Source organism: Pseudomonas putida (genome assembly GCF_009883635.2).
GTDB lineage: Bacteria > Pseudomonadota > Gammaproteobacteria > Pseudomonadales > Pseudomonadaceae > Aquipseudomonas > Aquipseudomonas putida_W.
The window spans coordinates 4,749,492-4,773,228 of sequence record NZ_CP026115.2; the positions used below are offsets into that span (position 1 = coordinate 4,749,492).

Below are 23,737 nucleotides of genomic sequence, written 5' to 3' on the forward strand. Positions count from 1 at the left end.
ATTGTCCAGTATGAACCCACGCTATACGATGCTGTATCTATGTACAGTGTTGGTGTCCTATGTACTTCCTTCTCGTCCGCCGCCGCGTCAATGGCGTGGCCATCCCTACGAAGCAGCTCGGGAAGATCCAGCCCTTGCGCGCCGACATCCACATCGGTGACCACCACAGCGAGCCGCTGGGCCGCGTGGCCACACAGGCTTGGGTCTTCAACCCGACACCTGGGCCCGACATCATCCCCCGCCTGCACGACGCCAAGGTCAACGGCATGGCCCAGCTCGGGATGAACATCAACGGGGTAGAGGACATCAACGGCGTGCTCTATGCGCAGTCGTGGTGGTGCAGGGCAGAATGATGGCCGGTATCCCTAAGCCGTGGCTGGATGAACTGAACGACCAGTTCGCCTTGATAACTGATCCTGACGGTCGCGCCGCTGTACTCGATGCGATGGCCTATGCAGCGCACCGGCGGCGGGAGGTGAGCGCCGATGACTTGGTTGACATGCTGGAGCTATCCGAGGCCGCCAGAGCCTGGGGGCTGATGGAGCATGAAGAGGCCTACCATATCGGCCTGTTCGCGTTTGACCCGGCTTATACTCGGCCATTCAAAGCGGGGAGCGATACCAGTGGACAGTACTAACGGAAGACCCCGGCCCGGAGAATTCCTTCCCGGGATCATCATGCCCCCAGAAATCCACGGCCTGCTGCGCAAGCGGATAGCGGAGATCGAGGTGAGCGACACGGGGGTCAACTGCTTGATCGCCCAGGCTCGGGCCGAGAGTCTGGTGGAAGCGCTGGAGGTGCTGAAGGCGATACCAGCCTCTGCGATCGAGAGGCTTTACTTCATGATCGCGAGTTCAGCGGAAGCCCGGCTGTCCGAGCTCGGCAGTTAGGTAAACGGAGGAGATGGAAACGGTCGGCAGAACGCCGGGGGAGGGTGTTGGGCTGTCTAAAACCGCGCTAAAGCTTATCGGTATTACTGGTCGAAACTAGCGCAAACTCGCCAATGCATATTAGACAGCTTCGATGCATAGGCCACGAACAACGCGGCCTGAGCGGTGATTCTTACGCTACTGCTGCATTACTGGAAACATCAAGATTCCGGAAGCATCTCAGAGGCAATTTTTCGAGATGGTGTGCCCTTAGACAAGGCTTCTGCCGACTTAGTCAGGGCTAGTTTTTGAATCATGTTCTCGACGATATCCATGACTTGGTTGATCTCTTGACTGGAAGGCGTGTGGCCTCGGTGAGATGCGGCGTGACCAGCTTCGAGGGCAGCATCTAATATGATTTTGTCAAATTTGCTTAGGTGTCCGTCCGATACCAGTTTTGCAAGCTTTTTAGCAAACCCACCAACATCGCCAACTGTTAAGTTCATATACATGTCCACCGTCGTACGAGCTCCCATCATGGCAAGCCGGCGGCTGTCAGCGTGGAGGGCTGAGTACGTTTCTCTTAATATTCCAGCTAAATCCCTATTAATGTCGTTTAGCCAAGAGGGCGGCTTTCGGGAAATCCTGGGCGGATAGAGATCAATGTCGTCGCTGAGGTCAATTTCCGAATGCCACCAAGTGACTTGGAGTGAGATTGATTCGCAGCCACGACACTCGATCATTCGGTTGGTTTTTGACCATTCGATGTCAAACCCCTCATCCACGGTTTCCGATACAAGCCTAACTTTTTCATGGACGATGTCGTGATTTGTTTCCCTTGAGCAAGCGTTGCAAAAGGACAAAATTGGGGCTTTTTTCGGCATGGTCTGCCCTCAATGGAATTAACCGGATCGTAGCAGAAATCGATTCCAAAACTGAAGCGGCAAGCCTTGCCGCGAGCGGCTTGTAGCGCTGCCGTTTCGTCTTAGTTTTGGAATCGATTTTGATCTACAGTACGCATGGGATCAGGCTTTATCCCACGGTCTTGAAAACCGTCGATGGGCAACTATCCTAGAGTTCGAATCTCTACGCTTCCGCCACATTCAAAGCCCTGATTATTCAGGGCTTTTTGCGTTTCTGGGGCATAGAAAAACATCCCGTAGGAGCACACTTGGGAATGACTATGATGATCGACCTACCACTGCTCCTCGCCTTCATCGCCGCTGCCTCGGTACTTGCCGTTACGCCGGGTGTCGACACGGCCATGGTGCTCCGGGCTGCGGCAGTAGATGGGCGTCGTACGGCATTCCTGGCAGGCATGGGTATCGCGCTCGGCTGCCTGGCCTGGGGCGCCGCTGTCTCGCTGGGGCTGGGTGTGCTGTTGCAACGCTCCGAGGTTGCCTACACCGTGCTGAAGTCAGCCGGTGCCGCCTACCTGTTGTGGGTTGGGATCAAGCTCCTGCTCAAACCCCGTAAGTCCTTCCAGAGCAAAGAAGACAGCGCCAACACCGCGTCAGGCTGGAGCGCTTTTGCCCGTGGCCTTCTGACCAATCTCCTGAACCCCAAGGTCGGTATCTTCTACGTGACCTTTCTACCCCAATTCATCCCGGCCGGTGTTGCACTGTCGATGTACTCGTTCTTCCTGGCGTCCATCCACGTGCTCCTGACAGCCGTCTGGTTCGGCCTGCTGATCGCGGCCACGATGCCGCTGAAAAACCTGCTGGGTCAGCCGTCAACGGTGAAAGCGCTGGACAGGGTCACTGGGGGTATCTTCATCGCATTCGGGCTGAAAATCGCGGCCTCGTCTGCTCGATAGCCCCAAAATCTGATGGCATGTGGGTGAAATCGGCCTGCAGTCACCCACATGTGCAGAGCCGCGCTAGCTGGTGCCAATGCGCGTAGCGATGAACTCCTGCAACGGCTCACCATTGCGCAAGCGTGCCATCAGATCGGGTTCGGCAAGGTCCGACTGCAGCGCCTTGTCGATCACTGAAGCCAGCTCAGATGAAGGTAGGATCAACACGCCGTTATCGTCGGCCAGGACGATATCGCCAGGATGAACCTCCACCCCTGCACAGTGCACCGGCACGTTCAGCAGGCACGTACTGCTGCCGATCAGCTTGGTAGTGAGCTGCGTGACACCACGGGCAAACACTGGCAGCTGGCACGCCTGAAGCTCGTTGAGATCAGTGACCACGCCATCGACAATGATGCCGGCGGCCCCTGCGCAACGGGCCGCAAGTTGCGTCACGGCCCCGACGCAGGCGTGGGCATGATCGCCAACCATGTCGATCACCAGGGCGTCGCCTGGCTTTAGCGCGACCAGGGCGCGGTTGACGGCGATGGCATCCGGTTCGGTCAGGCGCAGCGTCACGGCACGGCCTACCATGCGCCCTCCAGGCACCATGGCCCGGACTGCGTAGTTGACGAACCCACGCTCCAGGAAATGGCCGAGCGTGGCGAAGCTCACTTCTCGAAGTTTTGCGATCAGGTCGTCATCGTTCATTTCGCTTGCCCCTTGTCGATCAGTTCGGCCACGCACTCGATTTCCAGGCTCACGCCCCAAAGCTGTACGCAGACGGTTGTGCGAGCGGGTGGGGCATGGCCGAGAATCTCCCGATACACCTCATTGAATGTTCCAAGTTGGTCGGGATCAGTCAGGTAGGCGTTCACTTTGACGATGTGCGACAGGCTGGAGCCTGCGGCTTCGAGGATTGCCGACAGATTGGCGAAGGTCTGCCGAACCTGGTCTGCGAAACTTTCAGGCTGATCCTCGAGGCTGCTGAACGACGGAATCTGGCCAGCGGTGAACACCAGATGCCCAGTGACCACGGCTTGAGAGTAAGGGCCTACTGGGCTGATGGTTCCGGGAGCGCTGTGGATGCGTTGCATGATTTCTCCTGTCAGCCGGCGTACCGGCAGCAATGGTTCAGAAAAGCGCCAGGGTGTAGCTGACGATGAGTCGGTTCTGTTCCTGCTTGTGATCAATCTGTGAATGCAGCAGGCCTTGTCGCCATGCCAGGCCCAGCCCTTTGAGCGCGCCGTCCTGGATCACGTAGTCGAGCCCAAGGTCTCGCTCCCACTCGGAAGCGTCTTCGCCACCGGTGGTGCGGATGTCGTCACCTTTGAGGTACATCAGCGAAAACTTCAGGCCAGGGATGCCAACAGCCGCGAAGTCATAGCCGTACTGGGCAAAGGCTGTGCGCTCGCCGGCACGGTTGAAGCTGGCGAGCATGCGGTCTGTGTACAGGTACAGGCTGCCTCCACCTGCGCCTTTGCCACTCAAGGAGCCTTGGTTGGGCTGAACGAAGTTGCTGGCGTCAGACACCTGCTGATAGCCAGCCATCAGTGCATGGCCTTGCACGGAGTAGGTAAGGGCGGCGCTCCAGGTGTAGTTATCGATCTTCCCGTCACCGTCTTCGGTGTAGCCGCCTACCCGGTAGCCGCTGGCACGCCCGGCTGCAGTGTTGTTGGCCCCGTCCGCGACGGTGCGGAAGTAACGCAGGTCGGTGCGCAGCGATTGGCCTGGCGAAATGGGGTAGGTGTGGGTGAGGCCAACGAAATGTTGGTCGTAATAGTCCTCGAGCTTTGCGAAGTAATACTGCCCGGTGAGCTGCTTGGTCAGCTGATAGTCGCCGCCTGCGAAGAGAAACTGGTCGCTCTCACGCGTGCCACCGGCCACCGCCAGGCCCGTTCTGTCGCTCGAGCCTCGACCTGTGGCGCGGTCAAGGCGACCACCGGTGAGCGTCAGGCCCTCAAGGTCGGTGGAGGTGATCTGGCCGCCCTCGAATGTTTGAGGCAGCAGGCGCCCGTCGTTGTACGTCAGCACCGGCAATTTGGGCTGCAGGGTGCCGTAGCGCAGTTCAGTCTTGGCCACCTTCAGTTTGGGGGTAATGCCCAGGCGGCTCCATTGCCGGGCTGCACCGCTGCCATCAGCCGGGATCATGCTGCTGCCGCGATGCCGACCCTCGCCGCTGTCGAGCGTCACGCCCATCAAGCCCAGCACATCCAGGCCGACGCCCACGGGGCCCTCGGTGTAACCCGACTTGAAGTCGAGCATGAAGGCTTGGGCCCATTCCTCGGTTTTGCTCTGGCCAAGGCTGCCGGCCTGATCGCGGAAATCGTTGTTGAAGTAGAAGTTGCGCAGACCAAGGTTTGCATGGCTGTCAGCCACCAGGTCGGCTTGAGCCCAAGGGGACAGGGCGAATATGCCAGCACTCATCAGGTATTTTTTCATTGGGAAGACTCTGCAAACGGAACGGGGAAGCGCCCGCTTCAAAAGCGGGCATTTCAGAGGGATGGCACGGCGTTACTGGCGTGCCTGGTCGATATCCCGTTTGAAGGTCTCGGTGAGTAGCAGCAGTGCGATCAGGGAAACGACCGCCGAGCCGACCATGTACCAGGCAATCGAAGAGCCTTTACCCGTCCAGGACAGCAATGCAGTGGTCACCAGCGGCGTTGCAGCACTGCCCAGCAGGCCCGAAAGCATGTAGCTGATCGACAGGCCGGAATACCGCACTCGGGTGCCGAACAGCTCGGCCAGGAAGGTCGCGATGGGGCCGTAGTTGGCGGCGAAAGCCGTCATCATCAGCAGGTAGCCGGCGAACGCCAGGCCCAGGATCTTGGTGTCCATCAGCCAGAACATCGGGAAGGCCACGAGCGCCTCGGCGATGATCCCGCCGATGATGATCGGCTTGCGGCCCACCTTGTCGGACAGCGCGCCGAAGAACGGCAACATGGCGATGCAGGCGGCACAAGAGACCAGCACCACCGTGAGCATTTCGCCACGGCTGAAGCCCAGGGTCTGGGTGCCGTAAGTGAGGCCGAATGCAACGATCAGGTTGTAGGAGGTACCGGTGGACATGGTTGCCACGCCTCCCAGGACCACCTGCTTCCAGTATTTGCGGAACACTTCGAAGAGTGGAACCTTGACCTTCGCACCTTTGTTCTCTACCGCTTTGAACGAAGGGGTTTCATGGATGTTGAGCCGGATATAGAGGCCCAGGCCGATCAGCAGGACACTGAGCAGGAACGGAACGCGCCACCCCCAATCCAGCAGCTGTTCGTTGGTCAGCGTGGTGGCGAACATCAGGAATACGAGGTTGGCCAGCATGGTGCCTGCCGGCACCCCGATCTGAACCCACGAGCCGTACAACCCGCGCTGATGCTCGGGCGCATGCTCGACGGCCATCAGCACCGCTCCGCCCCATTCACCCCCCAAGGCCAAGCCTTGGATGATGCGCAAGCTCAGCAGCATGATCGGCGCCCAGATACCCACGGACTCATAACTGGGCAAAAGGCCGATGGCAAAGGTGGCCGCACCCATGGTCAGCAGCGAGATGAGCAACATCGATTTGCGCCCCAGGCGGTCACCGAAATGACCGAAGAGCGCTGCCCCGATCATCCGCGCCCCATAGGCCGAAGCAAAGGTGCCGAAAGCGAGCAGGGTGCCGACAAGGGGATCAAAGCCCGGGAAGAAGATCTTGTTGAACACCAGGGCCGAGGCCGTGGCGAAGAGGAACAGGTCATACCACTCGACGGTGGTGCCGATCACACTGGCGACCGCGACTTTTTTCATGTCGGCGGTGCGTTGTGGTTGCGCGCCGGCAACCTCGGTGTACGCAGGGCTGGTCATTGCCATTTTCTCCCGAAAGTTGGGTTCTCGTTGTTCTTGGCAGCTGAAGGTGGAGCGGGACTTTCTTGTTTTTGGGCAAAGCGCTCCCGAGGGCCCGGCTTTCGTGAATGGGCCGGGCGCCTGGGGGAGTGGGTCAATCAGTGTCTGTTGGCGCGGGTGAGCACGGCGTTGAGCAGCACGTCGCAGCCCATGGTCACGTCATCGGGCAAGGCGTCTTCGGCTTCGTTGTGGCTCAGGCCGCCAACGCAGGGGATGAACACCATGGTGGTCGGGCAGTGACGGGCCAGGTGAATTGCATCATGGCCGGCGCCGCTGACGATGGGTTGGTACGGATAGCCAAGGCTTTCGATGGCTTTTCGTACGGCATCGATGCAGGCCGGGTCGAAAGGCGTGGCTGGGCAGAGCCAGTGGCGATCGATCTGGACTTCCAGGCCGCGCTGGGTGGCGATCTGGTCGATCAGTGCGCGGGCGCTGGCCTCCATGTCCGCGATGGCGGCATCTTCGTGGTGGCGAAGGTCGAGGGTAAATGCCACGTGGCCGGGAATGGTGTTGCGCGACGAGCGGGCGATCTGCAGTTGGCCAATGGTAACCAGGCCTTTGGGCGCGAAGTCGCGGGACAGTTGTTCCAGCGCGGTGATCATTGCACCTGCGCCGAACAGGGCGTCGTGGCGCAGCGGCATGGGGGTGGTGCCGGCGTGGGCGGCTTGGCCACGGATTTCGATGTCCAGCCAGCAAATCGCTTGCCCACCCGTCACCAGCCCGACCGGCAGGCCTGCGTCCTCCAGAACCGGGCCTTGCTCGATGTGGGCTTCGAAGTACGCGTCGAACTCCCGGCCCAGTGGAAGCTCACCGGCGTACCCTGCCTGCTCCAAGGCTTCGGCGACGCTGATGCCTTCAGCATCGCGGATGGCCAGGGCCTGGGTTAGTGCAAGCTCGCCTGTGAAAACTGCCGAGCCAAGCATGGCGGGGGTGAAGCGAGCGCCTTCTTCGTTGGTCCATACCGCGATTTCCAGGGGGCGTTCCAGTTGCAGGCCTTTGTCCTGAAGGCTGCGTACCACTTCCAGGCCGGCCAGTACGCCGTAGATCCCATCGAAGCGACCGCCCTTGGGCTGGGTGTCCAGATGGCTGCCCATGACCACCGGGGGCAGGGCGTCGTTACGGCCGGGCAGGCGTGCGAACAGGTTGCCGATGGGGTCGACATGGAGGCTCATGCCGGCCGTGCGGCACCAGCTTGCAAACAGCTCGCGCCCTTCCCGGTCTTCTTTCGACAGTGCCAGGCGGCAGTTGCCGCCTTGGCTGGTTGGGCCGACCTTGGCCATGTCCATGAGGCTGTTCCACAGCCGTGTGCCATTGCAGGTATGCATGATGCGAATTCCTCAAACAGGCGTTGGGGTCAGTATCCGAGCGCGGGGTCTACCGGGTTCAGGAGTGGTTCGGCACAGGCCAGGCGCCTGGCGTTTTCGGCCACCTGCTGGGCAATGCAGTCATGGGAGGCGCATGAGGCCATGTGTGGCGTCACGACGATGCCTGGCGTGCTCCACAGGCGGCTGTCCAACGGCAGCGGCTCTTTCTCGAACACATCGAGCAACGCACCGCGCAGCCGGCCACTGTTGACGGCGTTGACCAGGTCATCCACTTGCAGGTGTTGCCCGCGTCCGCAATTGATCACAGCCGCAGCTGGCGCCAAGGCTTCAAAGGTCTTCCGGCAGAGGATGCCGCGCGTGGCATCGGTCAATGGCAGCAGGTTGATCAACAGATCGAGCCCCTCCAGGAACTGATCGAACGCCGCAGGGCCTGCGAATGTGCGCACGCCACTGAGCTGCCTGGCACTTCTCGACCAGCCACGTACGGCATAACCGGCCTCGGCCAGCTCGCTGGCAATGGCGCCTCCCAGGGAGCCAAGCCCCATGACGCCGACGCGGTACCCAGCAGCAGGGCGCTGTGGGTGGCGTAGCCATATCTGCTGCGGCTGTTGGGCCATCGCGCGATCAAAGTCGCGCTGATAGTGGATGACCGCCCAGCGGACATACTCCGCCATGCCTTGTCGGTGAGCGGGGTCCACGACCCTGCACACTGGCAATGCCGGATGGCTCGGGTCGTTGGCCAGGTGATCGACACCAGCAGCCACCGAGTGGATCAGCTTGAGGTTGGGCAGGGCACCAAGGCTGCCTGCGGGCGGGAACCAGCAAGCCGCCACCTGTGCGTCCTGGGCTGCGGGGTCGTTGGCCAGCACGACGCGTAGCTGGGGGGCACTGCGGGCGAAGGCAGATTGCAGTTGACCCAGCAGCGCCTGGTCAGTTGACAGCAGAACCAGCGGTTTCATGAGCAGTACGACTCGCGTTGGTGTTCGATCAAGGTCAGCGCAGCGTTCCAGCTCAGGCGGATGATTTGCGCTGACTCGTCGCGCTGGAATTGCGCGGCGGTGTGGCGGCAGACGTCTGCACTGGGGTAGATGAGCTTGCTGCCGCCGGCCAATGCCTGCACTTGCGCCTGGCAGGCGCGCTCGAGGAAGTGAATCTCGTGGAAGGCCTCGGCAACACTGGCGCCTCCGGCCAGCAGGCCATGGTTTCGCAGGATCATCGCCTTGTGCGTGCCGAGGTCGGCGATCAGGCGCTCGCGTTCATCCAGGGACAAAGCGATGCCTTCGTACTGGTGGTAGGCCAGCTTGCCGTAGAACTTCAGCGCATGCTGGCTGATGGGCAACAAGCCGTGCTCCTGGGCCGACACGGCGATGCCGGCGGCTGTATGGGTGTGGATCACGCAGTGCATGTCCGGGCGGGCCATGTGGATTGCCGAATGGATCACGAAGCCGGCGGCATTGACCTGACGCGTTCCAAAGGCCTCATCCACGACGTTGCCATGCTGGTCGATGCGCACCAGGTCACTGGCACGCATCCGGTCGAAGATCACGCCGTACCGGTTGATCAGAAAATGATGCTCAGGCCCGGGAATGCGCAGGGTGATGTGGGTATCGATCAGGTCGGTCATGCGAAAGTGCGCAACCATTCGGTACAGCGCGGCCAGTTCGCAGCGTGCCTGCCATTCGGCATCGCTGATGTTGTGCGGCTTGCTCATGAATACTCCTGGTTAACGGGCGATGGCGGGGGTGGGTTGCTGCTGCTCGCCACGCAGGCGAGAGAGGCCACAGACGCCGATCAGGGAAAGCGTGGAGAGCGCGGTGAAGAACACGGCCAGTGGCAGCCATTGGCCGGCGAAGCGGTCAGCCAGCAGGGTGCCAATGATCGGTGTGCTGCCCCCGGCAATGGCGCAGATCAACTGGTAGGCCAGGGAAATCCCGGAGTAGCGCAGGTGAGCGGGGAAGGCCTGTGTCATGTAGCCAGCGATCACCGCATACAGCGCCGAAAGGGTGACCACCGCCATGGCGATTCCGGCAGTCATCAGCACCAGGTTTTGAGTGCCGACCAGCATGAACATGGGGTACGGCACCGCCATACACAGCAGGGCTACCAGCTTGAGGAAGCGGCCTTCGCCAATACGCTCCGCGAGCAGCGCCGCCAGTGGCTGGGTCAGGAACTGCAGGATGGTCACCAGGAACAGGCAGTCGAGAATGGTTGCCCGGGGGATGCCCTGATAGGTGGTGACGTAGGTGATCATGAAGGTGTTGGTGAAGAAGAAGCCGGCCGAGCCGATGGTCACCGCAAGGGCCGCGAACAGGATCTGCCTCCAGCAGTCGCGCACCACTTCCAGTACCGGGTACTTGACGACCTCTTGCTTGGCTTTGGCGGCCTGGAACTCAGGGCTCTCTTCCACGCCAAAGCGGATTGCCAGGCCAACCAGCATCAGCACGCCACTGGCCAGGAACGGCAGGCGCCAGCCCCAGCTCAGGAATGCTTCAGGCTCCAGGGAAGACACCAGGCGGAAGGCGATCAGGGCAAGCAACAGGCCAGCAGGGCTGCCCAGCTGAGCGAACGAGGCATAGAAGACTTTGCGTTTGGCCGGAGCATGCTCGCTGGCCATCAGCACGGCACCTCCCCACTCACCCCCGACGGAGATGCCCTGGACAATCCGCAGGGCAATCAGCCCGATAGGGGCCCAGATGCCTGCGCTGGCGTAACTGGGCAGCAGGCCGATGCCGGCGGTGGCCAGGCCCATCAGCACCATGGTGACCAGCAGCATTTTCTTACGGCCCAGGCGGTCGCCCAGGTGGCCGAACACCATGCCTGCCATGGGGCGGGCGATGAAGCCGACAGCGAAGGAGCCAAATGCCGCCAAGGTGCTGAGCAAGGGGTTGCTGCTCGGGAAGAACACCTGGCCAAGCACGAGTGCCGCCGCGGTGGCGTAGATGTAGAAGTCGTAGAACTCGATGGTGGTGCCGACAAAAGCGGCAGCCGCCGCACGACGCGGCTGGTTGGACGTATGCATGCAAGGCCCTTCTTGGAGTTATAGGCAGGTGGGCAGGTTTGGCTAAGCCGGTCGCGCTCTGTTCGGCGCTTTCGGGATTTATCGCCTTGGGGCTATGATTAGTCAATTTGCTAATTCTTATCCGTCGTATTAGCAGCGCTACTAATGGGTCGCACATGAATCCGCCGATATCGAGATCTGATGCATTGGTCAACAAATGGGAAGGCCGTCGATTTCTGAACGACCGCCTGGACTGGAACCTGCTGCGTACCTATCTCGCCATTGGCCAGGAAGGGAGTATCAGCAGGGCTGCGGCAAGGCTGCACGTGACCCAGTCAGCGGTCAGCCAGGCGCTCAAGCGTCTGGAGGAGCAACTTGGCTGCGCGCTCATTCTGCGGGGTGGCCCACGTTTCGACCTGACGGCTGCCGGGGAGGAAGTGCTGCGTATCGCCATCGATATGTACGGCGACGTGTCGCGCATCAGTGCGGCGGTGGAGAAGGAAAGCGATGACGTTGTAGGGAAGGTGAGATTGCTGAGCGTCAGTCGAGTGCAGTCACAGCGCTACGATGACTTCCTCGGTGATTTCCATGAGGCGCATCCACGTGTGGAGCTGGAAATCGACGTCATGCGCAGTGCTGACATCATCAGCTCTCTGCTGCAGAAAACGGCCACAGCCGGCGTTGGCCTGTGTCGCATTCCACAGCCCAAGCTGGAACAGCGCCTGCTTGTCAGCCAGCGTTATGCGTTCTTCTGTGGTGTGCGGCATCGTTTGTTCGGGCGAAGCGATGTGACCCTCGAGTCGCTCCGTGGAGAAAACTTCGTGAGCTTTGTCAGTGACCAGTTGGGCGGGAACCTGTCGCCACTTGCGATGTTCCGTGACCAGCATGGGTTCACCGGGCGCATCGTTGCTTCCTCTCCAAGCGTTGAAGAGGTTCAGCGACTGGTCTGCGCCGGTTTCGGAGTGGGTTGCATGCCAGAGCACCTCCTCCATGAGGATATCGAGAAGGGGCTGCTATGGCGCCTGCCGCCTGCTGAAGGCATCGTGAATGCGGATTTGCACTTGCTCTGGAACCGGGAGCAGAGGATGACCATGGCGGAGACGGTGTTCCTGGAAAGCTTCCAGCATTGTCTCGCCCAGGCATCACTCGTCTGAAGCGAAGATACGGGCTGCTGAGGCGGCTCAAATGTAACGACCGCAGTGTTTGGCTGCGGTCGTCTTGTTAGCTATTCGACAGTCGCTGCCGGCCCAGCACACAGCTGAGCCGATCATCATCCTCACGAAGCCGTCACAGCGACCTTGCCGGATGCCTTTGCGCTTCGGCGATAGGCCAGCAACAGGCCGATGTACCAGAACGGCATCACGTACAGCGCTGTTCGTGTATCAGCTTCCAATGCCAGCAAGCACAGCTCAAACATGAGGAACACCAGTGAGAGCACAGTGGTGAGCGTCAGGGCGATGGTCATGCACAGGTCGGAAAACATCAGTGTACGAATGGGGGTACCGGACCGCGACAAGATTCCGAATGCGTGAGGCGCTTGTTTGTTGTGGGACAGGCCGAACAGCATGCGCGAGCCGGAGTAAATGCCGCTGTTGGCTGACGATGCAGCGGACGTCATCACGACGAAGTTGATCATGCCGGCTGCAGCAGGCAGGCTCGGCGGTTGCCAGGGATCGACGTCACAGGCCATGATCTCCTGAATGCCCAAATGCTTGTGGAATGCCAGTGCCTGAAACTCGCTTTGAGCGCCGTTGCCGATGAGCGCCATTTTCCGGGAATCCGGACGGGCCAACGCTTTGGCGGCCATCAGCGAAGTTGCAGCGGTACGCAGCGCCGTTGCGATGGTCAGCAAAGCTCGTGCACTAGAGGTGCGCATGCGGTTGAAGGAGTCGGGCCGGGATGTCATTGACCTGACCAATCAGCAAATCGGCGAATTTACCGGCAACGCCATCGAGCTGTCTGGCCGGCATGGTCGGGCCTGGCCCTCTCTCGCCGGCCGTTCGACAGCCTGACGCAGGAACAGAAGCAGCGCATCGAGCGCTCGGCCAGGCTCGTGCCATTGGATGTGTGCCTACTATCGAGATGGCAGGGGGCTCGGTGCGATGCATGATCGCCGGTATTCACCTCTCTTCTCGTAAGTAGTCCAGTAAAGTCCCACCTTTGGAGGCGGGGATTATTGAGGTTAAACGGGCTTGGCAATAAGCGGTATTGCGAAATCTTCTGTATCAGAACTTTGAAATCGTTCACGGTTCGCTCTTGACTATTTCCTAATACGACCGTTAGCCAATTGGAGGCTGACATGAGCTTTCAAGGCAAAGGCAGTCCATTAAGCGACGAAGGCATGAATGAGGTCTGTGATTCGCTAGGTGTCTCCGAATCGGAAATATGGGCGGTACTAACGGTCGAGACACGTGGCTTTGGCTTTCTTTCTGACCGACGCCCACAGATTCTTTTCGAGCGGCATGTCTTCCATCGGCTGACCCAGGGGTTGTACGACGGCAATCCCGATATCAGCAGATCCAAGGCCGGTGGCTACGTTGGCGGGGCCGGTGAATACGCAAGGTTGGAGACGGCCATGCAATTGGACAAGACGGCTGCGTTGCAAAGTGCCTCTTGGGGGATTGGCCAGGTCATGGGGTTCAACTTCAAGGTGGCCGGCTTCACTTCGACCGATAAGCTCGTCGCAGCCATGGTGAAGGATGAGAACTCGCAATTACAGGCCATGGCGCACTTCATCATGGGAAACAACCTTGCCGGTGCGCTGCAGCGTAACAACTGGGTGTCCTTTGCCCGCAGCTACAACGACGCGGACTTCAAGCGCAATGAGTATGACACGCGACTGGCTGCTGCCCACGCCAAGTTCAAGGTGACATTACCCGATCTCAATCTGCGTACAGCCCAGGCAGCGCTTCAATATCTAGGCATGGACCCAGGCCCTATTGACGGCATCCGTGGCCGCCGTACGTTTTCGGCGCTGATTCGTTTCCAGGAATCGGAGGGCCTTGCTGAAACTGGTCTCTTGGATCAGGACACCTTGGAACGGCTGGTAGAGAAAGCTGTTGCCTAAGTGGACGCTGCGACTGCGAGGAGTTTCGAGTTGTCGCTTTCAGCGTACGGGAGAAGGGGAATGCGGGAATCTCTGCAAAAAAGGTTTCTTCATGGTGTAGGCATTGCATTGTTGCATGCAGTCGGGGCGTGCACGACACAACTTGCCCCGCTGTATGATCAGGCCCTGGTAGAGGGACTGACAGCGGTCAATGCTAAAACTATGGAGTTGATGGCTTCGGCTGCCGGTGGAACGACAGAGGAAACATTCACCGATCGAGAGAAACAGTACAATAAAGTCATTGGCGGCCTTGATGCACTTGCATTGCAAGCCGCTGCGCGTCCTGCACCGATAAACAGCCTGGCTACTGTGATCAACACTTCGGGGCACACCTCTGACGCATCAGGCGAACCCCAGGTGATCCCCAGTGCAACCGCATTGATGGAGACTTCGAAGACAGTTTCACACATGCGCGAGCTGGACAAGAAACGGGGTGTTACCGCTTTTGAGGTTCAGGCTTTCAGAGGTCAAGTGCTCATCTACCTGGATCAGGCATTGACATACGAAGCAGCACTTGAGCGCTAGTGTAATCGCATCAGGAGAAGCACATGGCAGCCATAAATGTGGAACAACTGGTTACGGACATCAAGGGTGCAGTCAATGCGATCATCAAGAAGGACATCGCTGTGGTCAAAGGCTTTTCCGAGCGGCAGCTGAAAGCGATCAGTGTACAGACCATGCTTGTGGCCAGCGGAATAGCAGCGGGTGAAATAACCGCAGAAACGAGGGAGATCTTCCTCGACGGCATCGAGCATATGACCGATAACTTTCTCGCGACACTCAAAGGTTTACTCCAGGTGACCGTCGAGAAACTCTGGAATGCAGTTGTCGGCGTGCTGTGGAACGCGATCAATGGTGCCATCGGTATGGCGACGGGTCTTGTACTTCCTGTACCGACGAAGGTGTAGCGGTGCAGTCGAATACATCACGATCAGTGGTCCGATTCAGCTAGCCCTGATCGTGCCAGGGGCGGGCGAGAACATTCGTATGAGGGCAGATGGGATGGCGATCAAAGAAGTGCTCCAGTCGTGGCTGGAAAGCATCAAGTCGCTTTGGACTTCCAACTACGCTTCGCCCGTTGAAGAAAAAAGACGCGAGTTCGACGACATCAGAAAGGTAAATGCCGCATTGTTGCCGCTGTTGCTTCTTGGGTTTGGGGCAGTGATTGCGGTTGGCTGGCGTGCCAGCGCTGTCGGGCCGATGCTGTTGTGGGCGATGGCCTGCCTAGCCGTTGGAGCGACGGTTGGGTTTCTTTTCGGCATCCCGCGTTCGGGTGCAAGCATGGCTGGCCGCAACGGAGCCAATGCCCCTGTGAAGCAGGACATTAGAAAAGGAGCTTTTCAACCGGAAGTGGAAACAGGGCGTCCCAACACCAACTTGGAGGAAGTTTCTGACTGGCTTACAAAAATACTAGTGGGTTTGAGTCTGGTCCATCTGAAGGAAATCGAAGAACGCGTCTCGCTCATCAGTTTTAAAGCGGCGGCATCCTTGAGCTCAACGCCCAGCAATTTCGATATTTCGGCGGCAACTGCTTTGGTCATCGGTTTTCCCGTCGTTGGGTTTCTAGGTGGCTATCTCTATACGCGTCTTTTTCTCCAGGGCGCTTTCATTCGTTCCAATAACGAGATGTTCAAATGGCATGAGGTGGTGGCCGCAGAACTGTCTCACGTGTCCCCCGTCAGCCTGTCTGGCAGTGATCAGCCGTCTGTGCCGACGTTGACCGATCGCCAGGCAGCGGAACGCATATTGCAGGTCGCGCCTACGGATCGGCCGAATGAGTTACTCGCCCCGCTTCAGTCACTTGCCAGCGACTATGAGAAGGCTCGGCATGAAATGCCACCTGGTGACTCGCGCACCCGCAAGATGGCGGAAATTGCCAGCAGCATGAAAAAGCTGGCGCTAGCGACAGCACCCTTCTTGCCACAGCTCACGCAAAGCCCATCACCCGGTGAGCGTTTGGCTGCGGTCATTATTCTGCAGATGAAGTTCGATCCTGTTTATATCGAGTGGCTGGCCAATCGTTTGTTTGAGGAACCTGCATTTGCCGGTTACCAGGCGGCGAGTGCCTTGTTGACTCGTATGGCCGTAGTCGGTGATCCCGAACGGCAACGCATCAAGTCTGCTGTGGCGGCTGCAATGAAGAAACGCTCCGATCTTGGCCTGGAGTCGAAAGAAGGGTGGAACAGCCTTGTGGCACAGATTATGGAGGCTTGAGCCAGACCCGATCATGTATCGTGTTCAATTCATCAGCCCCAACTCAGCATCATCCATGAGCTTCTTTGCCAACGCACTCAAGTAATGCGCAGCCCAAGCCCTTTTGGATTATCACCAAGCTTCAATCTTCAGGGGTATGCTTGACTGCTTACCAGCGTTGAGGCGAACGAACAGATTTTCGCATGCTGACAAGCCACCAGGAATGAAATGAGAACATACCTCACCGTAGCAATCGCACTGCTGGCCCCACTGGCGCTCTCTGCCTGCTCCACAACAGGCACAGCAAAGCCGCCCAGTGAAACGGCAATCACAACGCCCAAATACCTGAAAAGCGACCTTTACGGCGCCTGGTACTCCAATGCCGATGACGGCACTTCCCAGGCGCTGGCGTTGTTGCTACTCAAGGCTGACGGTTCAGCCACCGACTTCCTGATCCTCAGCGAAAAAGACTCGATGCAGAAAATCGTGCAGCAGTCGTCATGGTCGTATGACGCTGAACGTAATGTCTTCGAGCAAACAGTTAGCGAAGTATCCATCCAGAAGGGCAAGGCGCCCGCGCAGGTCACTCATCCGCACGAAGTCATCCGGGCGTCGGTCGAGCTAGTGAAGCTGAACAACAAAGTGATGGGCATCAAGTTCAAGAGGGAAGATGGCGAGGTCACCGGTTACCTCAAAGGCAGCGCCGCCATGCTCGAAAAACTCAAGCACATCCAGTAAGTACTAATCGGAAGCCCGCCGAAGCGGGCTGATTGCTTTCACGGTTCCATGACTGGGCATTCCACGCGCAAGAACGGGAAACGTTCGTCTGGATTTCGGCATTCATCGTTCAGCTTCACGCGCGCCGCTTCTGCCAGCGACCGGGTCGGATAGCTCGGCTTCAGGCGCAGTTTTTCTTGATTGTCGTAAATGTCGAAGCCACCTGAAATGGTTGCGGCGTAGAAGCGGGACCCTGATTGAAAGGATTCTTTTTCGATGGGTACAGCTGGAACGATAACAAATCTTGTTTGCATGATTCGCGCCTCCCCAGGCATTGACCTTAGTATTAGCCTGAGGTGTGAAGGCATCAATATGACTCATCGAGACGATTCAATGGCGCGTCGTGTCAGTGCTGTCAGGCAACCGTTTGCGGCGCGGGCGGCTTTTCAGCGTTGAGCTTTCTGCCGCTGCGAGCGCTGGATACGGTTGACCGCGATCTGCACGCAGGCGGCCACGACGCAGAGCAAACCGACCTTCCAGCTACCCTCAAGGCCAAAATGCTCGGCCAGTTTCCCCGCAATGATCACGCATACGAAGATAGCCACAGGCAGGATCAGTTTGTTCATCAGGTCTTCCAGGGAGGGGCAAAGAAAGGTGCCAGTCTACTTCACTGGGCTTGCCGCGTGACACCCGACACCAATAAGCGCTTCCCCGTGGCCCAGCTTCAGGCATCATGCTCCCAGCCCCAGTTGAAAGCCGATCTCTGCCAATGACCGACAGCACCAAACCCAACCGCGCCATCTACGACCTGGACATGCTCCGTGCCGTGGTCATGGTGGCCGACTGCGGCAGCTTCACTACCGCCGCCGCACGCCTGCATTCCACCCAGTCCACGGTCAGCCAGAAGGTGCGCCGGCTGGAGGAGATGGTCGGCCACCAGTTGCTCGACCGCAGCAACCGCGAGGTGCATCCGACCGACGCCGGGGAAACCCTGCTGCGTTACGCACGGCATCTGCTTTCGGTGAGCAACCAGCTGAGTGAAGCGATGTCGGGTGGGGTGTCGGTCACCGTGCGCATTGGCCTGCCGGATGATTTTGTCGCTGGCAAGACGATGCAGGCGCTGGCAGCCTTCAACCGGCTCAACCCGACGGTCAAGCTGGAAATCACCGGTGGCCTGAGCCGTGACCTGATGAGCACCTACGACCGGGGTGAGCTTGACCTGGTGCTGGTCAAGCAGCGGCGCAACAGTCGCGAGGCCAATGCCTGCCAGCCGGAGCGCATCGAGTGGATCGACAGTGCGCAGTATCCAAGCTTCGCCCAGGACCCGATCCCGCTGGTGACCTTTCCCCCGCGGGGCCTGTACCGCGATGACATGATCAGTGCGGTCGAGGCCATGGGCCGCAGCTGGCGCATCGGTTTTACCAGCTCGAGCCTGGCGGGTATCCAGGCGGCGGTGGCCAATGGCTTGGGCGTCAGTCTGTTGCCGTCGCGGGTGGTGACAGATGCGCATCGGGTGCTGGGGGCGGAGGAGGGGTTCAAGCCGATCCGGGTGTTCGAGGCGGCGATCTTCCATCGGCCTACGGCGGATCCGATGGTCAAGGAGCTGGCCGAGATTCTGATCGGCATCCTGCGGGCGGAGGCTGAGTGAGAAGGGGCTACTGTTGGAACAAGTCAGAGCCATATCGCATCCCAATGTGGGTAGTCTCCCACCCTCTCGACCAAGCCTGCCCGCTTCGGATTCATGATGATGTACCGCGCCACGGCTTGGATATCTTCTTCGCGGCGCAGTGCTCGGTCATGAAATCCCTTCTGCCAAAGTTGCCCGCTTCGGCCTTTGTGGCGGTTGATCATCATTGTGCTTCGTGACTTAACTCGCCGCATCAGCTGCCTCAAACTCATTGGCCCGAGCTCGACCAACCAGTGGAAATGGTCGGGCATCACTACCCAGGCCAGAGATTTGGCGACACACTCTTCTTGAGCAAGCCGGAACTGTGCCACCAATAGGGGTGCCGTGTGAAAGTCTGTGAAGAGAGGTGCCCTGCCCAGCGTCGTGCTGGTCAGGAGATACAGCCGGCTGGTTTCCGAAAAGCGGCCTAGCCTCAATTGATCTGAATGGGGACGATCCATGTTCCCTGCCTCCTGATATCTTGCTCATCAGGCTAGCGGCTATGAATTCGTCACAGACATGACAATTGGCACCGAGTGTGTCTTAGGGGCTGCTTTGCAGCCCATCGCCGGCAAGCGCGGCTCCCACCAGACCGCGCAGATCTCAAGGCTTGCACCGTACCTGTGGGAGCCGCGCTTGCCGGCGATGGGCCGCAAAGCGGCCCTAAAGAACTCGCTAGCGACGCAGTTCTGCAGAAAACTGCGCAGCCTTCAACTGCAACTGCGCAGGCCCGCCCCAGAACGCGCCGTGGCGCACGATCACCCGTTCATGGAGGGCTGCCGCCACCGCCGCCGCCGCATTCGGAGCCTTGAACAGCACGAAGCTGGCCTCATTGCCCACCTTCAACCCGTAATCCTGCTTGCCCAATACCCCGGCACTGGCCACGGTCGCCATCTCCAGCGCGACCCGCAGTTCCTCGTCGGTATTGAACCCGGACCGGTAGCTGACCAGCATCGCCCGTTGCAGCATGTCGCCGTTGCCATAGGGCCACCAGGCGTCCTGGATATTGTCGTTGCCGGTGAACACCCGCACGCCACCCGCGCGCAGGCGCAGTACGGGGGGGAAGGCATGTTCGCCGGGGGCGTTGGTCATGATCGACACGCCAGCAGCAGCCAGCACTTCGGCAGTGCGGTCAACCACGGCGTCACTGACATCACCCAGGCCATAGGCGTGGCTGACCGCTACCAGGCCCTGCATGCCCAGTGCCTGGGTACGGGCGGCAATGCGCTCGAGCTGGGCAATGCAGATGTCGCCCGGTTCGTGCAGGTGGATATCGACCTTCACACCGTGCCTGTCGGCAATCCCGAAAACGATATCAAGCTGGGCTTCGGCGTCACCGTCCAAGGTGGTCGGGTCGATGCCGCCAACCACCTGAACGCCTTCGCGCACGGCAGCTTCCATCACTTCGGCAGTGCCGGGGCAGGTCACCACACCGGCTTGCGGGAACGCCACCAGCTCGATGTCGATCAGGTCTTTCCACTTGTCGCGGGCTTCGAGGATGGCGCGCAGGTTGGTGAGGCCGGTGGTGGCGTCGACGTCGACATGGCAGCGCATGGCCAGGGTGCCGAACGAGGCGGCCTGGCGCATCAGCGCGTTGGCGCGCTCGACGATCGGCGGGGCGCTGGCGAGTTCGCGTTTCTCCACGGCCAGGCGCTCGCGCAGGCTGGCGACGGGCTGGTGCGGGCGCCAGCGGTCGCCGACGAAGCTCTTGTCCAGGTGGATGTGGCCATCGACGAAGCCAGGCAGCACCAGCAGGCCTTCGAGGTCGATGGTCTCACTGGCGGCGGCGGTCGCACGCTGCGGGCCGATGTGGCTGATGCGGCCGCCGCGCACGGCGATATTCAGGGGTTGGCCATCGGCATCGATGGCATTGATGAACTCACGGTCGTTCATGATGGGGCCTTTTTTCCGAGGCTTGAGTAGGGCCATACGGTAGGGATGATCCAGGCCCCTCACAAATTAATTATCAGGATCGACCGCAGTGCATTTCTTGATGCAGGCACGCGTCGCTGGTCTGCATTAAAAAGTCCACTGAAGTCGATTCCGATAATTAACTTTCAAAGCCTTCGAACTCGGCCCAGGATTGACCGCGTGACCGGCCCGGCCGCCTGATACGGCGCTTTCAGGGCTGCTCAACACCCACAATAAAAACAAATGCCGTGTCGGAGTCCCTCCATGATCAATGATTCCAAGCTGCTGCGTGCCGCCTTGATTTTCATTGCCTGTACTTCATTCATCGTCTGTGGCGTGCAACCCATTTTCATGGGTTTGGTCACCGAGCAACTGAGCCTGTCGCTCGACCAGCAAGGCTGGGTGGTGTCGGTCGAGATGATCGGCATGACTGTGGGCACCTTGCTGTGCCCGATCCTGATGAAGCGCCACGGTGGGCGCAGCCTGTGCCTGTCGGTCGGCGCGCTGTGCGTGGCCCTGAGCGTCGCCACCGCTTTCGCCAGCACCAATACGGTGTTGCTCAGCGTGCGCCTGGCGGCCGGCACCTGCGCCGGGCTGGTGTATGCCTATGCAGTGTCGACGTTGGGCCGTCTGCCCAACCAGGACCGTTCGTTCGGGCTGATGCTGTTGCTGCAGACGCCTGAGTACTCGCTGTTTTCCGCAGCCTTGCCGTTGCTTGCCGCGCAGAGCGGGACGGTGACCGCCTTGTGCGCGTTCGGTCTGTGGTACCTGCTGATCTGTGGCGCCAGCCTGGTGCTGCCGCGTCGCCCGGCAGTGTCGCTGGCAAGCGGCGAAGGTTCGCCCGCCCAGGGTGGTTCGGCGCGCACGGGGCGCACGGCACTGGTGGGCATGCTGTTCATGCAGATCGCCATCTATTGCGTGTGGGGCTTCATCGATCAGTTGGCGCGTGACCAGGGCATAGACGCTGTCGATATCGGCTGGGCGTTCGGCCTGTCGGCCATCGGCGGCCTGCCAGGAGCCGGGCTGCCAAGCCTGCTGGGGGCGCGGGTCAACCGTCAGCTGATGATCGCCGTGGGGCTGGTGGCGGTGTTCATTTCCATTGCCATGCTCACCGGCCACACCCGCACGCCGATGCAGCTGTTTGTCGCGCTGCTGCTGATCAACTTTGGCTGGGTGCTGTCGCTGTCGTACTACATGGCGCTCATTACCACCAATGACCCGACCGGCAAGCTCACGCCGCTGGTCAGCATTACCCTGATGGGCGCTGCGGCGGTGACCCCGGCGCTGATCGCCCTGCTGGTGGAGGGCTCCAACCAGCAACTGATCTTCCTGCTGGGCACGGCGGCGTTGCTGGTTGCCTTCGCCGTGACCTGCCTGGGGGTGGGGACCCGGGCGGTCCGCAGCAAGGCAGCCATCTGAACCATCACGCACCGGTAATGGTCATTCAATCGACACATTACCCCCCTACAGTCGGGACAGGAGCCTTGCACGGCTCCTGACCGATCAACCGAATGGGATCGCGCGCGCATGAAGGCAATGGACACGGCTACAGCCAGACGCAAGGGCATCAAGCTTCGCGCCACGGTGATCTACCGCAAGGATGGCGAGGTGCTGTTCGTACGCAAGCGCAACGCCAAATGGAACCTGCCTGGCGGCACGGTGGAACACGATGAAACGCCGTTGCAGGCGGCGCATCGGGAGATGGTCGAAGAGACCGGCCTGGCCTTCGACGAGTTGCGCTACATCGCCGAGTTCAGGGAAGACAAGGTCATCCACTACCTGTTCGAGGCCCGAAAGAGCGCGTCCAAGCCGCGCCCCTGCAACGAAATCGAGGCCTGCCGCTGGATCAAGCCAAAGGCGGTATCGAAGCGTCGGGTGAGGCGCCCGATCAAGACCATTCTCAAGCGCTGCGCCTGAGCTGACGCACGCGCAACAACGCCCCGCGCTGACGGGGCGTTTGCTTTTTTACTGCAGCGTCGGTGGTTTGGCCGCCTCAGGCAATGCAGCCACCACCGCTTCTATCCGCGAAATTTTCTGCCCCAGCCGTTCAGCTTCCTGGTGCTTGCCCTCGGCTTTCAAGCGATCCCGCTCTCGGCGCAGGTTGAGTAGATTCTTCTGCAAGGCCAGGCCAGATTTATTGTATTGATCCATGTTTCTCTCGTGCCATTGGCATCCGTGCCGTTGTAGGAAAAATGGACCGTAGCAGCCACAAAATCCTGCGGAAACTGAGGTTTCATACAGGAAAATCCCGGAATCATGATTTTTCTTACATGGCCTGGAAGAAATCTCCTACAAATCCGCTGGCAACCTGTTTCAAGTCATTTAAATCAGATGTCCACCGGATGCCCGAATTTGTCGGGTGTTGCGGCAAAATTCGAGTTTCAGGTGCAGGTGCATGGCGGCGACGCGACTGAGCCTTGGCTGAAATGTTATGTAGTAATTGTCAGGCCTACGACCGCTGTCCAGGCTGTGCGGCAGAGCGCTGTTGCGCCACTCCTACTTGAAGAACTGGCTCGGCGTGATGCCGAACTGGCGCTTGAACATGCTGGCAAAGGCGCTGGGGCTGTCATAACCCAGCGTGCCCGCCACATCGATGATGCGCTCGCCCAGGGCGATGCGCTCCAGCGCCTGCATCAGCCGCGCCTGCTGGCGCCACTGGCCGAAGGTCATGCCGGTTTCCTTGCGGAACAGGCGCTGGATGGTCTTCTCGTCGATGCCCAGGTAGGCGCCCCAGTCGGCCACTGTCGAGGTGTCGTGGGGCCGCTCGTGCAGGGCCGAGCAGATGGCCCGCAGGCGTTTGTCGCTGGGGTGCAGCAGTTTCAGCGGCAGGGTCGGCAGCACGCAGATCTCGTCGAGGATCAGGCGCATGATCCGCGCTTCACGCGAGTCCTCGACAAATGGCCCTGCGAAGTCGACCGAGGCCTTGATCAGTTCACTGAGCAGCGGCGAGATGCTGATGGCCTTGCTTTCCAGCGGCAGCCCGCACGCAGCATCGGGGCGCACGAACACGCTGCGCATCTTCACGTCACCGACGCAGCGAATGGCATGCACCTGCCCGCAGGGCATCCAGATGCCGCGGCTGGGTGGCACGGTCCAGCGCTCGGCCTCGGACTCCACCAGCATCAGGCCCTTGATGGCGTAGATCAGCTGGTGCTTGGCATGCGAGTGGGGGGCGATGTGCCAGTCCGACGGGTAGTCGGTTGCCCGGCTACCCACCTCCCAGGTCCAGTCATCGACCTCCGTCAGCAGTTCGTGCTGGGGTTTGACCATGCTGCTCT

The 23,737-nt window shown here is 59.9% G+C and carries 30 protein-coding genes and 2 pseudogenes; 14 read left to right on the forward strand and 18 right to left on the reverse strand.

From position 1 onward, the window contains the following. Nucleotides 1-59 precede the first annotated feature (59 nt). Genes C2H86_RS21695 through C2H86_RS21705 form a run of 3 tightly spaced genes read left to right on the forward strand, consistent with a single transcriptional unit; the run spans nt 60 to nt 890 of the window. On the forward strand, nt 60-353 hold the full coding sequence (locus C2H86_RS21695; protein WP_159409757.1) for a hypothetical protein: 294 nt from the start codon (nt 60-62) through the stop codon (nt 351-353). Then, nucleotides 350-637 carry a hypothetical protein gene (locus C2H86_RS21700; RefSeq protein ID WP_159409758.1) on the forward strand — a complete coding sequence of 96 codons (288 nt, stop codon included), beginning with the start codon at nt 350-352 and terminating at the stop codon, nt 635-637. Before C2H86_RS21695 ends, C2H86_RS21700 begins: the two co-directional genes overlap by 4 nt. 40 nt (nt 638-677) lie before the next feature. Continuing rightward, nucleotides 678-890, forward strand: coding sequence for a hypothetical protein (locus C2H86_RS21705; RefSeq protein WP_240349622.1), 213 nt, complete (start codon nt 678-680; stop codon nt 888-890). Nucleotides 891-1,090: 200 nt separating this feature from the next. Here C2H86_RS21705 and C2H86_RS21710 read toward each other — a convergent pair whose 3' ends face one another. Continuing rightward, nucleotides 1,091-1,753, reverse strand: coding sequence for a DUF4145 domain-containing protein (locus C2H86_RS21710; RefSeq protein ID WP_159409760.1), 663 nt, complete (start codon nt 1,751-1,753; stop codon nt 1,091-1,093). A gap of 302 nt (nt 1,754-2,055) precedes the next feature. Here C2H86_RS21710 and C2H86_RS21715 point away from each other — a divergent pair, with 302 nt between their 5' ends. Next, complete coding sequence (locus tag C2H86_RS21715; RefSeq protein ID WP_159412972.1) at nt 2,056-2,685, forward strand: LysE family translocator; 630 nt, start codon at nt 2,056-2,058, stop codon at nt 2,683-2,685. A gap of 63 nt (nt 2,686-2,748) precedes the next feature. Here the strand turns inward: C2H86_RS21715 and C2H86_RS21720 are convergent, their stop codons facing one another. The 8 genes from C2H86_RS21720 to C2H86_RS21755 all read right to left on the reverse strand — a co-directional run bounded on the left by C2H86_RS21720 (nt 2,749) and on the right by C2H86_RS21755 (nt 10,887). Further along, complete coding sequence (locus tag C2H86_RS21720; protein WP_159409761.1) at nt 2,749-3,375, reverse strand: RraA family protein; 627 nt, start codon at nt 3,373-3,375, stop codon at nt 2,749-2,751. Beyond that, nucleotides 3,372-3,761, reverse strand: coding sequence for a RidA family protein (locus C2H86_RS21725; protein ID WP_159409762.1), 390 nt, complete (start codon nt 3,759-3,761; stop codon nt 3,372-3,374). The genes C2H86_RS21720 and C2H86_RS21725 overlap by 4 nt, the downstream gene beginning before the upstream one ends. 37 nt (nt 3,762-3,798) lie before the next feature. Continuing rightward, nucleotides 3,799-5,106 carry an OprD family porin gene (locus C2H86_RS21730; protein ID WP_159409763.1) on the reverse strand — a complete coding sequence of 436 codons (1,308 nt, stop codon included), beginning with the start codon at nt 5,104-5,106 and terminating at the stop codon, nt 3,799-3,801. A gap of 72 nt (nt 5,107-5,178) precedes the next feature. Then, on the reverse strand, nt 5,179-6,504 hold the full coding sequence (locus C2H86_RS21735) for an MFS transporter (protein ID WP_159409764.1): 1,326 nt from the start codon (nt 6,502-6,504) through the stop codon (nt 5,179-5,181). 137 nt (nt 6,505-6,641) lie between these two features. Beyond that, entirely contained in the window at nt 6,642-7,868 is a 1,227-nt protein-coding gene (locus tag C2H86_RS21740; RefSeq protein ID WP_159409765.1) for a Zn-dependent hydrolase, read from the reverse strand. Nucleotides 7,869-7,897: 29 nt separating this feature from the next. After that, nucleotides 7,898-8,827, reverse strand: coding sequence for a 2-hydroxyacid dehydrogenase (locus tag C2H86_RS21745; RefSeq protein WP_159409766.1), 930 nt, complete (start codon nt 8,825-8,827; stop codon nt 7,898-7,900). Beyond that, nucleotides 8,824-9,579, reverse strand: coding sequence for a class II aldolase/adducin family protein (locus C2H86_RS21750; protein ID WP_159409767.1), 756 nt, complete (start codon nt 9,577-9,579; stop codon nt 8,824-8,826). Before C2H86_RS21750 ends, C2H86_RS21745 begins: the two co-directional genes overlap by 4 nt. 12 nt (nt 9,580-9,591) lie before the next feature. Next, the gene (locus C2H86_RS21755) at nt 9,592-10,887 is read right to left on the reverse strand and encodes an MFS transporter (RefSeq protein ID WP_159409768.1); all 1,296 of its coding nucleotides are present in this window, start codon (nt 10,885-10,887) and stop codon (nt 9,592-9,594) included. Between the two features lie 155 nt (nt 10,888-11,042). Between C2H86_RS21755 and C2H86_RS21760 the strand changes: the two genes are divergently transcribed. Beyond that, nucleotides 11,043-12,020 carry a LysR family transcriptional regulator gene (locus C2H86_RS21760; protein ID WP_159409769.1) on the forward strand — a complete coding sequence of 326 codons (978 nt, stop codon included), beginning with the start codon at nt 11,043-11,045 and terminating at the stop codon, nt 12,018-12,020. Between the two features lie 122 nt (nt 12,021-12,142). Here C2H86_RS21760 and C2H86_RS21765 read toward each other — a convergent pair. Together C2H86_RS21765 and C2H86_RS21770 are read right to left on the reverse strand one after the other, a co-directional pair. Beyond that, a pseudogene (locus tag C2H86_RS21765) lies at nt 12,143-12,520 on the reverse strand (amino acid transporter); the annotation flags it as partial. A 14-nt stretch (nt 12,521-12,534) separates the two neighbouring features. Further along, a pseudogene (locus C2H86_RS21770) lies at nt 12,535-12,715 on the reverse strand (ornithine cyclodeaminase); the annotation flags it as partial. Between C2H86_RS21770 and C2H86_RS28790 the strand changes: the two are divergent. The 5 genes from C2H86_RS28790 (at nt 12,708) to C2H86_RS21795 (ending at nt 16,186) form a co-directional block, all read left to right on the forward strand. Next, complete coding sequence (locus C2H86_RS28790) at nt 12,708-12,878, forward strand: arginine deiminase-related protein (RefSeq protein WP_430738561.1); 171 nt, start codon at nt 12,708-12,710, stop codon at nt 12,876-12,878. The pseudogene C2H86_RS21770 and the gene C2H86_RS28790 sit on opposite strands and share 8 nt — an antisense overlap. A gap of 287 nt (nt 12,879-13,165) precedes the next feature. Next, nucleotides 13,166-13,933, forward strand: a complete 768-nt coding sequence (locus tag C2H86_RS21780) for an N-acetylmuramidase domain-containing protein (RefSeq protein ID WP_159409770.1) — start codon at nt 13,166-13,168, stop codon at nt 13,931-13,933. A 60-nt stretch (nt 13,934-13,993) separates the two neighbouring features. Further along, a complete protein-coding gene (locus C2H86_RS21785) occupies nt 13,994-14,497 on the forward strand; it encodes a hypothetical protein (RefSeq protein WP_159409771.1) in 504 nt (167 codons plus the stop codon). A 23-nt stretch (nt 14,498-14,520) separates the two neighbouring features. Beyond that, entirely contained in the window at nt 14,521-14,880 is a 360-nt protein-coding gene (locus tag C2H86_RS21790; RefSeq protein ID WP_159409772.1) for a hypothetical protein, read from the forward strand. A gap of 94 nt (nt 14,881-14,974) precedes the next feature. Continuing rightward, entirely contained in the window at nt 14,975-16,186 is a 1,212-nt protein-coding gene (locus C2H86_RS21795) for a hypothetical protein (protein ID WP_159409773.1), read from the forward strand. A gap of 24 nt (nt 16,187-16,210) precedes the next feature. On the opposite strand, the gene C2H86_RS28795 is transcribed toward C2H86_RS21795, so the two are convergent. Continuing rightward, on the reverse strand, nt 16,211-16,267 hold the full coding sequence (locus C2H86_RS28795; RefSeq protein ID WP_240349728.1) for a hypothetical protein: 57 nt from the start codon (nt 16,265-16,267) through the stop codon (nt 16,211-16,213). 126 nt (nt 16,268-16,393) lie between these two features. On the opposite strand from C2H86_RS28795, the gene C2H86_RS21805 reads away from it, so the two are divergent. Then, nucleotides 16,394-16,903 carry a hypothetical protein gene (locus C2H86_RS21805; protein WP_159409774.1) on the forward strand — a complete coding sequence of 170 codons (510 nt, stop codon included), beginning with the start codon at nt 16,394-16,396 and terminating at the stop codon, nt 16,901-16,903. Nucleotides 16,904-16,941: 38 nt separating this feature from the next. On the opposite strand, the gene C2H86_RS21810 is transcribed toward C2H86_RS21805, so the two are convergent. Both C2H86_RS21810 and C2H86_RS21815 read right to left on the reverse strand, forming a co-directional pair. After that, nucleotides 16,942-17,196: a hypothetical protein gene (locus C2H86_RS21810; RefSeq protein WP_159409775.1), complete on the reverse strand. Its 255-nt coding sequence runs from the start codon at nt 17,194-17,196 to the stop codon at nt 16,942-16,944. A 132-nt stretch (nt 17,197-17,328) separates the two neighbouring features. Next, the gene (locus C2H86_RS21815) at nt 17,329-17,508 is read right to left on the reverse strand and encodes a hypothetical protein (protein WP_103448047.1); all 180 of its coding nucleotides are present in this window, start codon (nt 17,506-17,508) and stop codon (nt 17,329-17,331) included. Nucleotides 17,509-17,651: 143 nt separating this feature from the next. Between C2H86_RS21815 and C2H86_RS21820 the strand changes: the two genes are divergently transcribed. Next, nucleotides 17,652-18,530: a LysR substrate-binding domain-containing protein gene (locus tag C2H86_RS21820; protein WP_159409776.1), complete on the forward strand. Its 879-nt coding sequence runs from the start codon at nt 17,652-17,654 to the stop codon at nt 18,528-18,530. A gap of 23 nt (nt 18,531-18,553) precedes the next feature. On the opposite strand, the gene C2H86_RS21825 is transcribed toward C2H86_RS21820, so the two are convergent. Continuing rightward, complete coding sequence (locus tag C2H86_RS21825) at nt 18,554-19,009, reverse strand: REP-associated tyrosine transposase (protein ID WP_159409777.1); 456 nt, start codon at nt 19,007-19,009, stop codon at nt 18,554-18,556. A 214-nt stretch (nt 19,010-19,223) separates the two neighbouring features. Then, nucleotides 19,224-20,441 (reverse strand): amidohydrolase family protein, encoded by a 1,218-nt coding sequence (locus tag C2H86_RS21830; protein ID WP_159409778.1) that lies wholly within the window; start codon nt 20,439-20,441, stop codon nt 19,224-19,226. Nucleotides 20,442-20,723: 282 nt separating this feature from the next. Between C2H86_RS21830 and C2H86_RS21835 the strand changes: the two genes are divergently transcribed. Beyond that, the gene (locus C2H86_RS21835) at nt 20,724-21,878 is read left to right on the forward strand and encodes an MFS transporter (RefSeq protein ID WP_159409779.1); all 1,155 of its coding nucleotides are present in this window, start codon (nt 20,724-20,726) and stop codon (nt 21,876-21,878) included. Nucleotides 21,879-21,995: 117 nt separating this feature from the next. Next, nucleotides 21,996-22,376: an NUDIX domain-containing protein gene (locus C2H86_RS21840; RefSeq protein WP_240349623.1), complete on the forward strand. Its 381-nt coding sequence runs from the start codon at nt 21,996-21,998 to the stop codon at nt 22,374-22,376. A gap of 48 nt (nt 22,377-22,424) precedes the next feature. On the opposite strand, the gene C2H86_RS21845 is transcribed toward C2H86_RS21840, so the two are convergent. Together C2H86_RS21845 and C2H86_RS21850 are read right to left on the reverse strand one after the other, a co-directional pair. Beyond that, nucleotides 22,425-22,610 carry a hypothetical protein gene (locus C2H86_RS21845; RefSeq protein ID WP_159409781.1) on the reverse strand — a complete coding sequence of 62 codons (186 nt, stop codon included), beginning with the start codon at nt 22,608-22,610 and terminating at the stop codon, nt 22,425-22,427. Nucleotides 22,611-22,955: 345 nt separating this feature from the next. Continuing rightward, nucleotides 22,956-23,729 (reverse strand): AraC family transcriptional regulator, encoded by a 774-nt coding sequence (locus C2H86_RS21850; protein ID WP_159409782.1) that lies wholly within the window; start codon nt 23,727-23,729, stop codon nt 22,956-22,958. Nucleotides 23,730-23,737 lie beyond the last annotated feature (8 nt).

Bases quoted from the DNA above. Each gene is read 5' to 3' on its own strand.
- C2H86_RS21825 (WP_159409777.1), bottom strand. From the start codon at position 19,009: ATGGATCGTCCCCATTCAGATCAATTGAGGCTAGGCCGCTTTTCGGAA.
- C2H86_RS21750 (WP_159409767.1), bottom strand. From the start codon at position 9,579: ATGAGCAAGCCGCACAACATCAGCGATGCCGAATGGCAGGCACGCTGC.
- C2H86_RS21820 (WP_159409776.1), top strand. From the start codon at position 17,652: ATGACCGACAGCACCAAACCCAACCGCGCCATCTACGACCTGGACATG.
- C2H86_RS21720 (WP_159409761.1), bottom strand. From the start codon at position 3,375: ATGAACGATGACGACCTGATCGCAAAACTTCGAGAAGTGAGCTTCGCC.
- C2H86_RS21715 (WP_159412972.1), top strand. From the start codon at position 2,056: ATGATCGACCTACCACTGCTCCTCGCCTTCATCGCCGCTGCCTCGGTA.
- C2H86_RS21840 (WP_240349623.1), top strand. From the start codon at position 21,996: ATGGACACGGCTACAGCCAGACGCAAGGGCATCAAGCTTCGCGCCACG.
- C2H86_RS21850 (WP_159409782.1), bottom strand. From the start codon at position 23,729: ATGGTCAAACCCCAGCACGAACTGCTGACGGAGGTCGATGACTGGACC.
- C2H86_RS28790 (WP_430738561.1), top strand. From the start codon at position 12,708: ATGGTCAGCAAAGCTCGTGCACTAGAGGTGCGCATGCGGTTGAAGGAG.
- C2H86_RS21735 (WP_159409764.1), bottom strand. From the start codon at position 6,504: ATGACCAGCCCTGCGTACACCGAGGTTGCCGGCGCGCAACCACAACGC.
- C2H86_RS21845 (WP_159409781.1), bottom strand. From the start codon at position 22,610: ATGGATCAATACAATAAATCTGGCCTGGCCTTGCAGAAGAATCTACTC.
- C2H86_RS21790 (WP_159409772.1), top strand. From the start codon at position 14,521: ATGGCAGCCATAAATGTGGAACAACTGGTTACGGACATCAAGGGTGCA.
- C2H86_RS21830 (WP_159409778.1), bottom strand. From the start codon at position 20,441: ATGAACGACCGTGAGTTCATCAATGCCATCGATGCCGATGGCCAACCC.
- C2H86_RS21740 (WP_159409765.1), bottom strand. From the start codon at position 7,868: ATGCATACCTGCAATGGCACACGGCTGTGGAACAGCCTCATGGACATG.
- C2H86_RS21815 (WP_103448047.1), bottom strand. From the start codon at position 17,508: ATGAACAAACTGATCCTGCCTGTGGCTATCTTCGTATGCGTGATCATT.
- C2H86_RS21745 (WP_159409766.1), bottom strand. From the start codon at position 8,827: ATGAAACCGCTGGTTCTGCTGTCAACTGACCAGGCGCTGCTGGGTCAA.
- C2H86_RS21760 (WP_159409769.1), top strand. From the start codon at position 11,043: ATGAATCCGCCGATATCGAGATCTGATGCATTGGTCAACAAATGGGAA.
- C2H86_RS21780 (WP_159409770.1), top strand. From the start codon at position 13,166: ATGAGCTTTCAAGGCAAAGGCAGTCCATTAAGCGACGAAGGCATGAAT.
- C2H86_RS21755 (WP_159409768.1), bottom strand. From the start codon at position 10,887: ATGCATACGTCCAACCAGCCGCGTCGTGCGGCGGCTGCCGCTTTTGTC.
- C2H86_RS21700 (WP_159409758.1), top strand. From the start codon at position 350: ATGATGGCCGGTATCCCTAAGCCGTGGCTGGATGAACTGAACGACCAG.
- C2H86_RS21795 (WP_159409773.1), top strand. From the start codon at position 14,975: ATGGCGATCAAAGAAGTGCTCCAGTCGTGGCTGGAAAGCATCAAGTCG.
- C2H86_RS21710 (WP_159409760.1), bottom strand. From the start codon at position 1,753: ATGCCGAAAAAAGCCCCAATTTTGTCCTTTTGCAACGCTTGCTCAAGG.
- C2H86_RS21805 (WP_159409774.1), top strand. From the start codon at position 16,394: ATGAGAACATACCTCACCGTAGCAATCGCACTGCTGGCCCCACTGGCG.
- C2H86_RS21695 (WP_159409757.1), top strand. From the start codon at position 60: ATGTACTTCCTTCTCGTCCGCCGCCGCGTCAATGGCGTGGCCATCCCT.
- C2H86_RS21785 (WP_159409771.1), top strand. From the start codon at position 13,994: ATGCGGGAATCTCTGCAAAAAAGGTTTCTTCATGGTGTAGGCATTGCA.
- C2H86_RS21705 (WP_240349622.1), top strand. From the start codon at position 678: ATGCCCCCAGAAATCCACGGCCTGCTGCGCAAGCGGATAGCGGAGATC.
- C2H86_RS21810 (WP_159409775.1), bottom strand. From the start codon at position 17,196: ATGCAAACAAGATTTGTTATCGTTCCAGCTGTACCCATCGAAAAAGAA.
- C2H86_RS21730 (WP_159409763.1), bottom strand. From the start codon at position 5,106: ATGAAAAAATACCTGATGAGTGCTGGCATATTCGCCCTGTCCCCTTGG.
- C2H86_RS21835 (WP_159409779.1), top strand. From the start codon at position 20,724: ATGATCAATGATTCCAAGCTGCTGCGTGCCGCCTTGATTTTCATTGCC.
- C2H86_RS21725 (WP_159409762.1), bottom strand. From the start codon at position 3,761: ATGCAACGCATCCACAGCGCTCCCGGAACCATCAGCCCAGTAGGCCCT.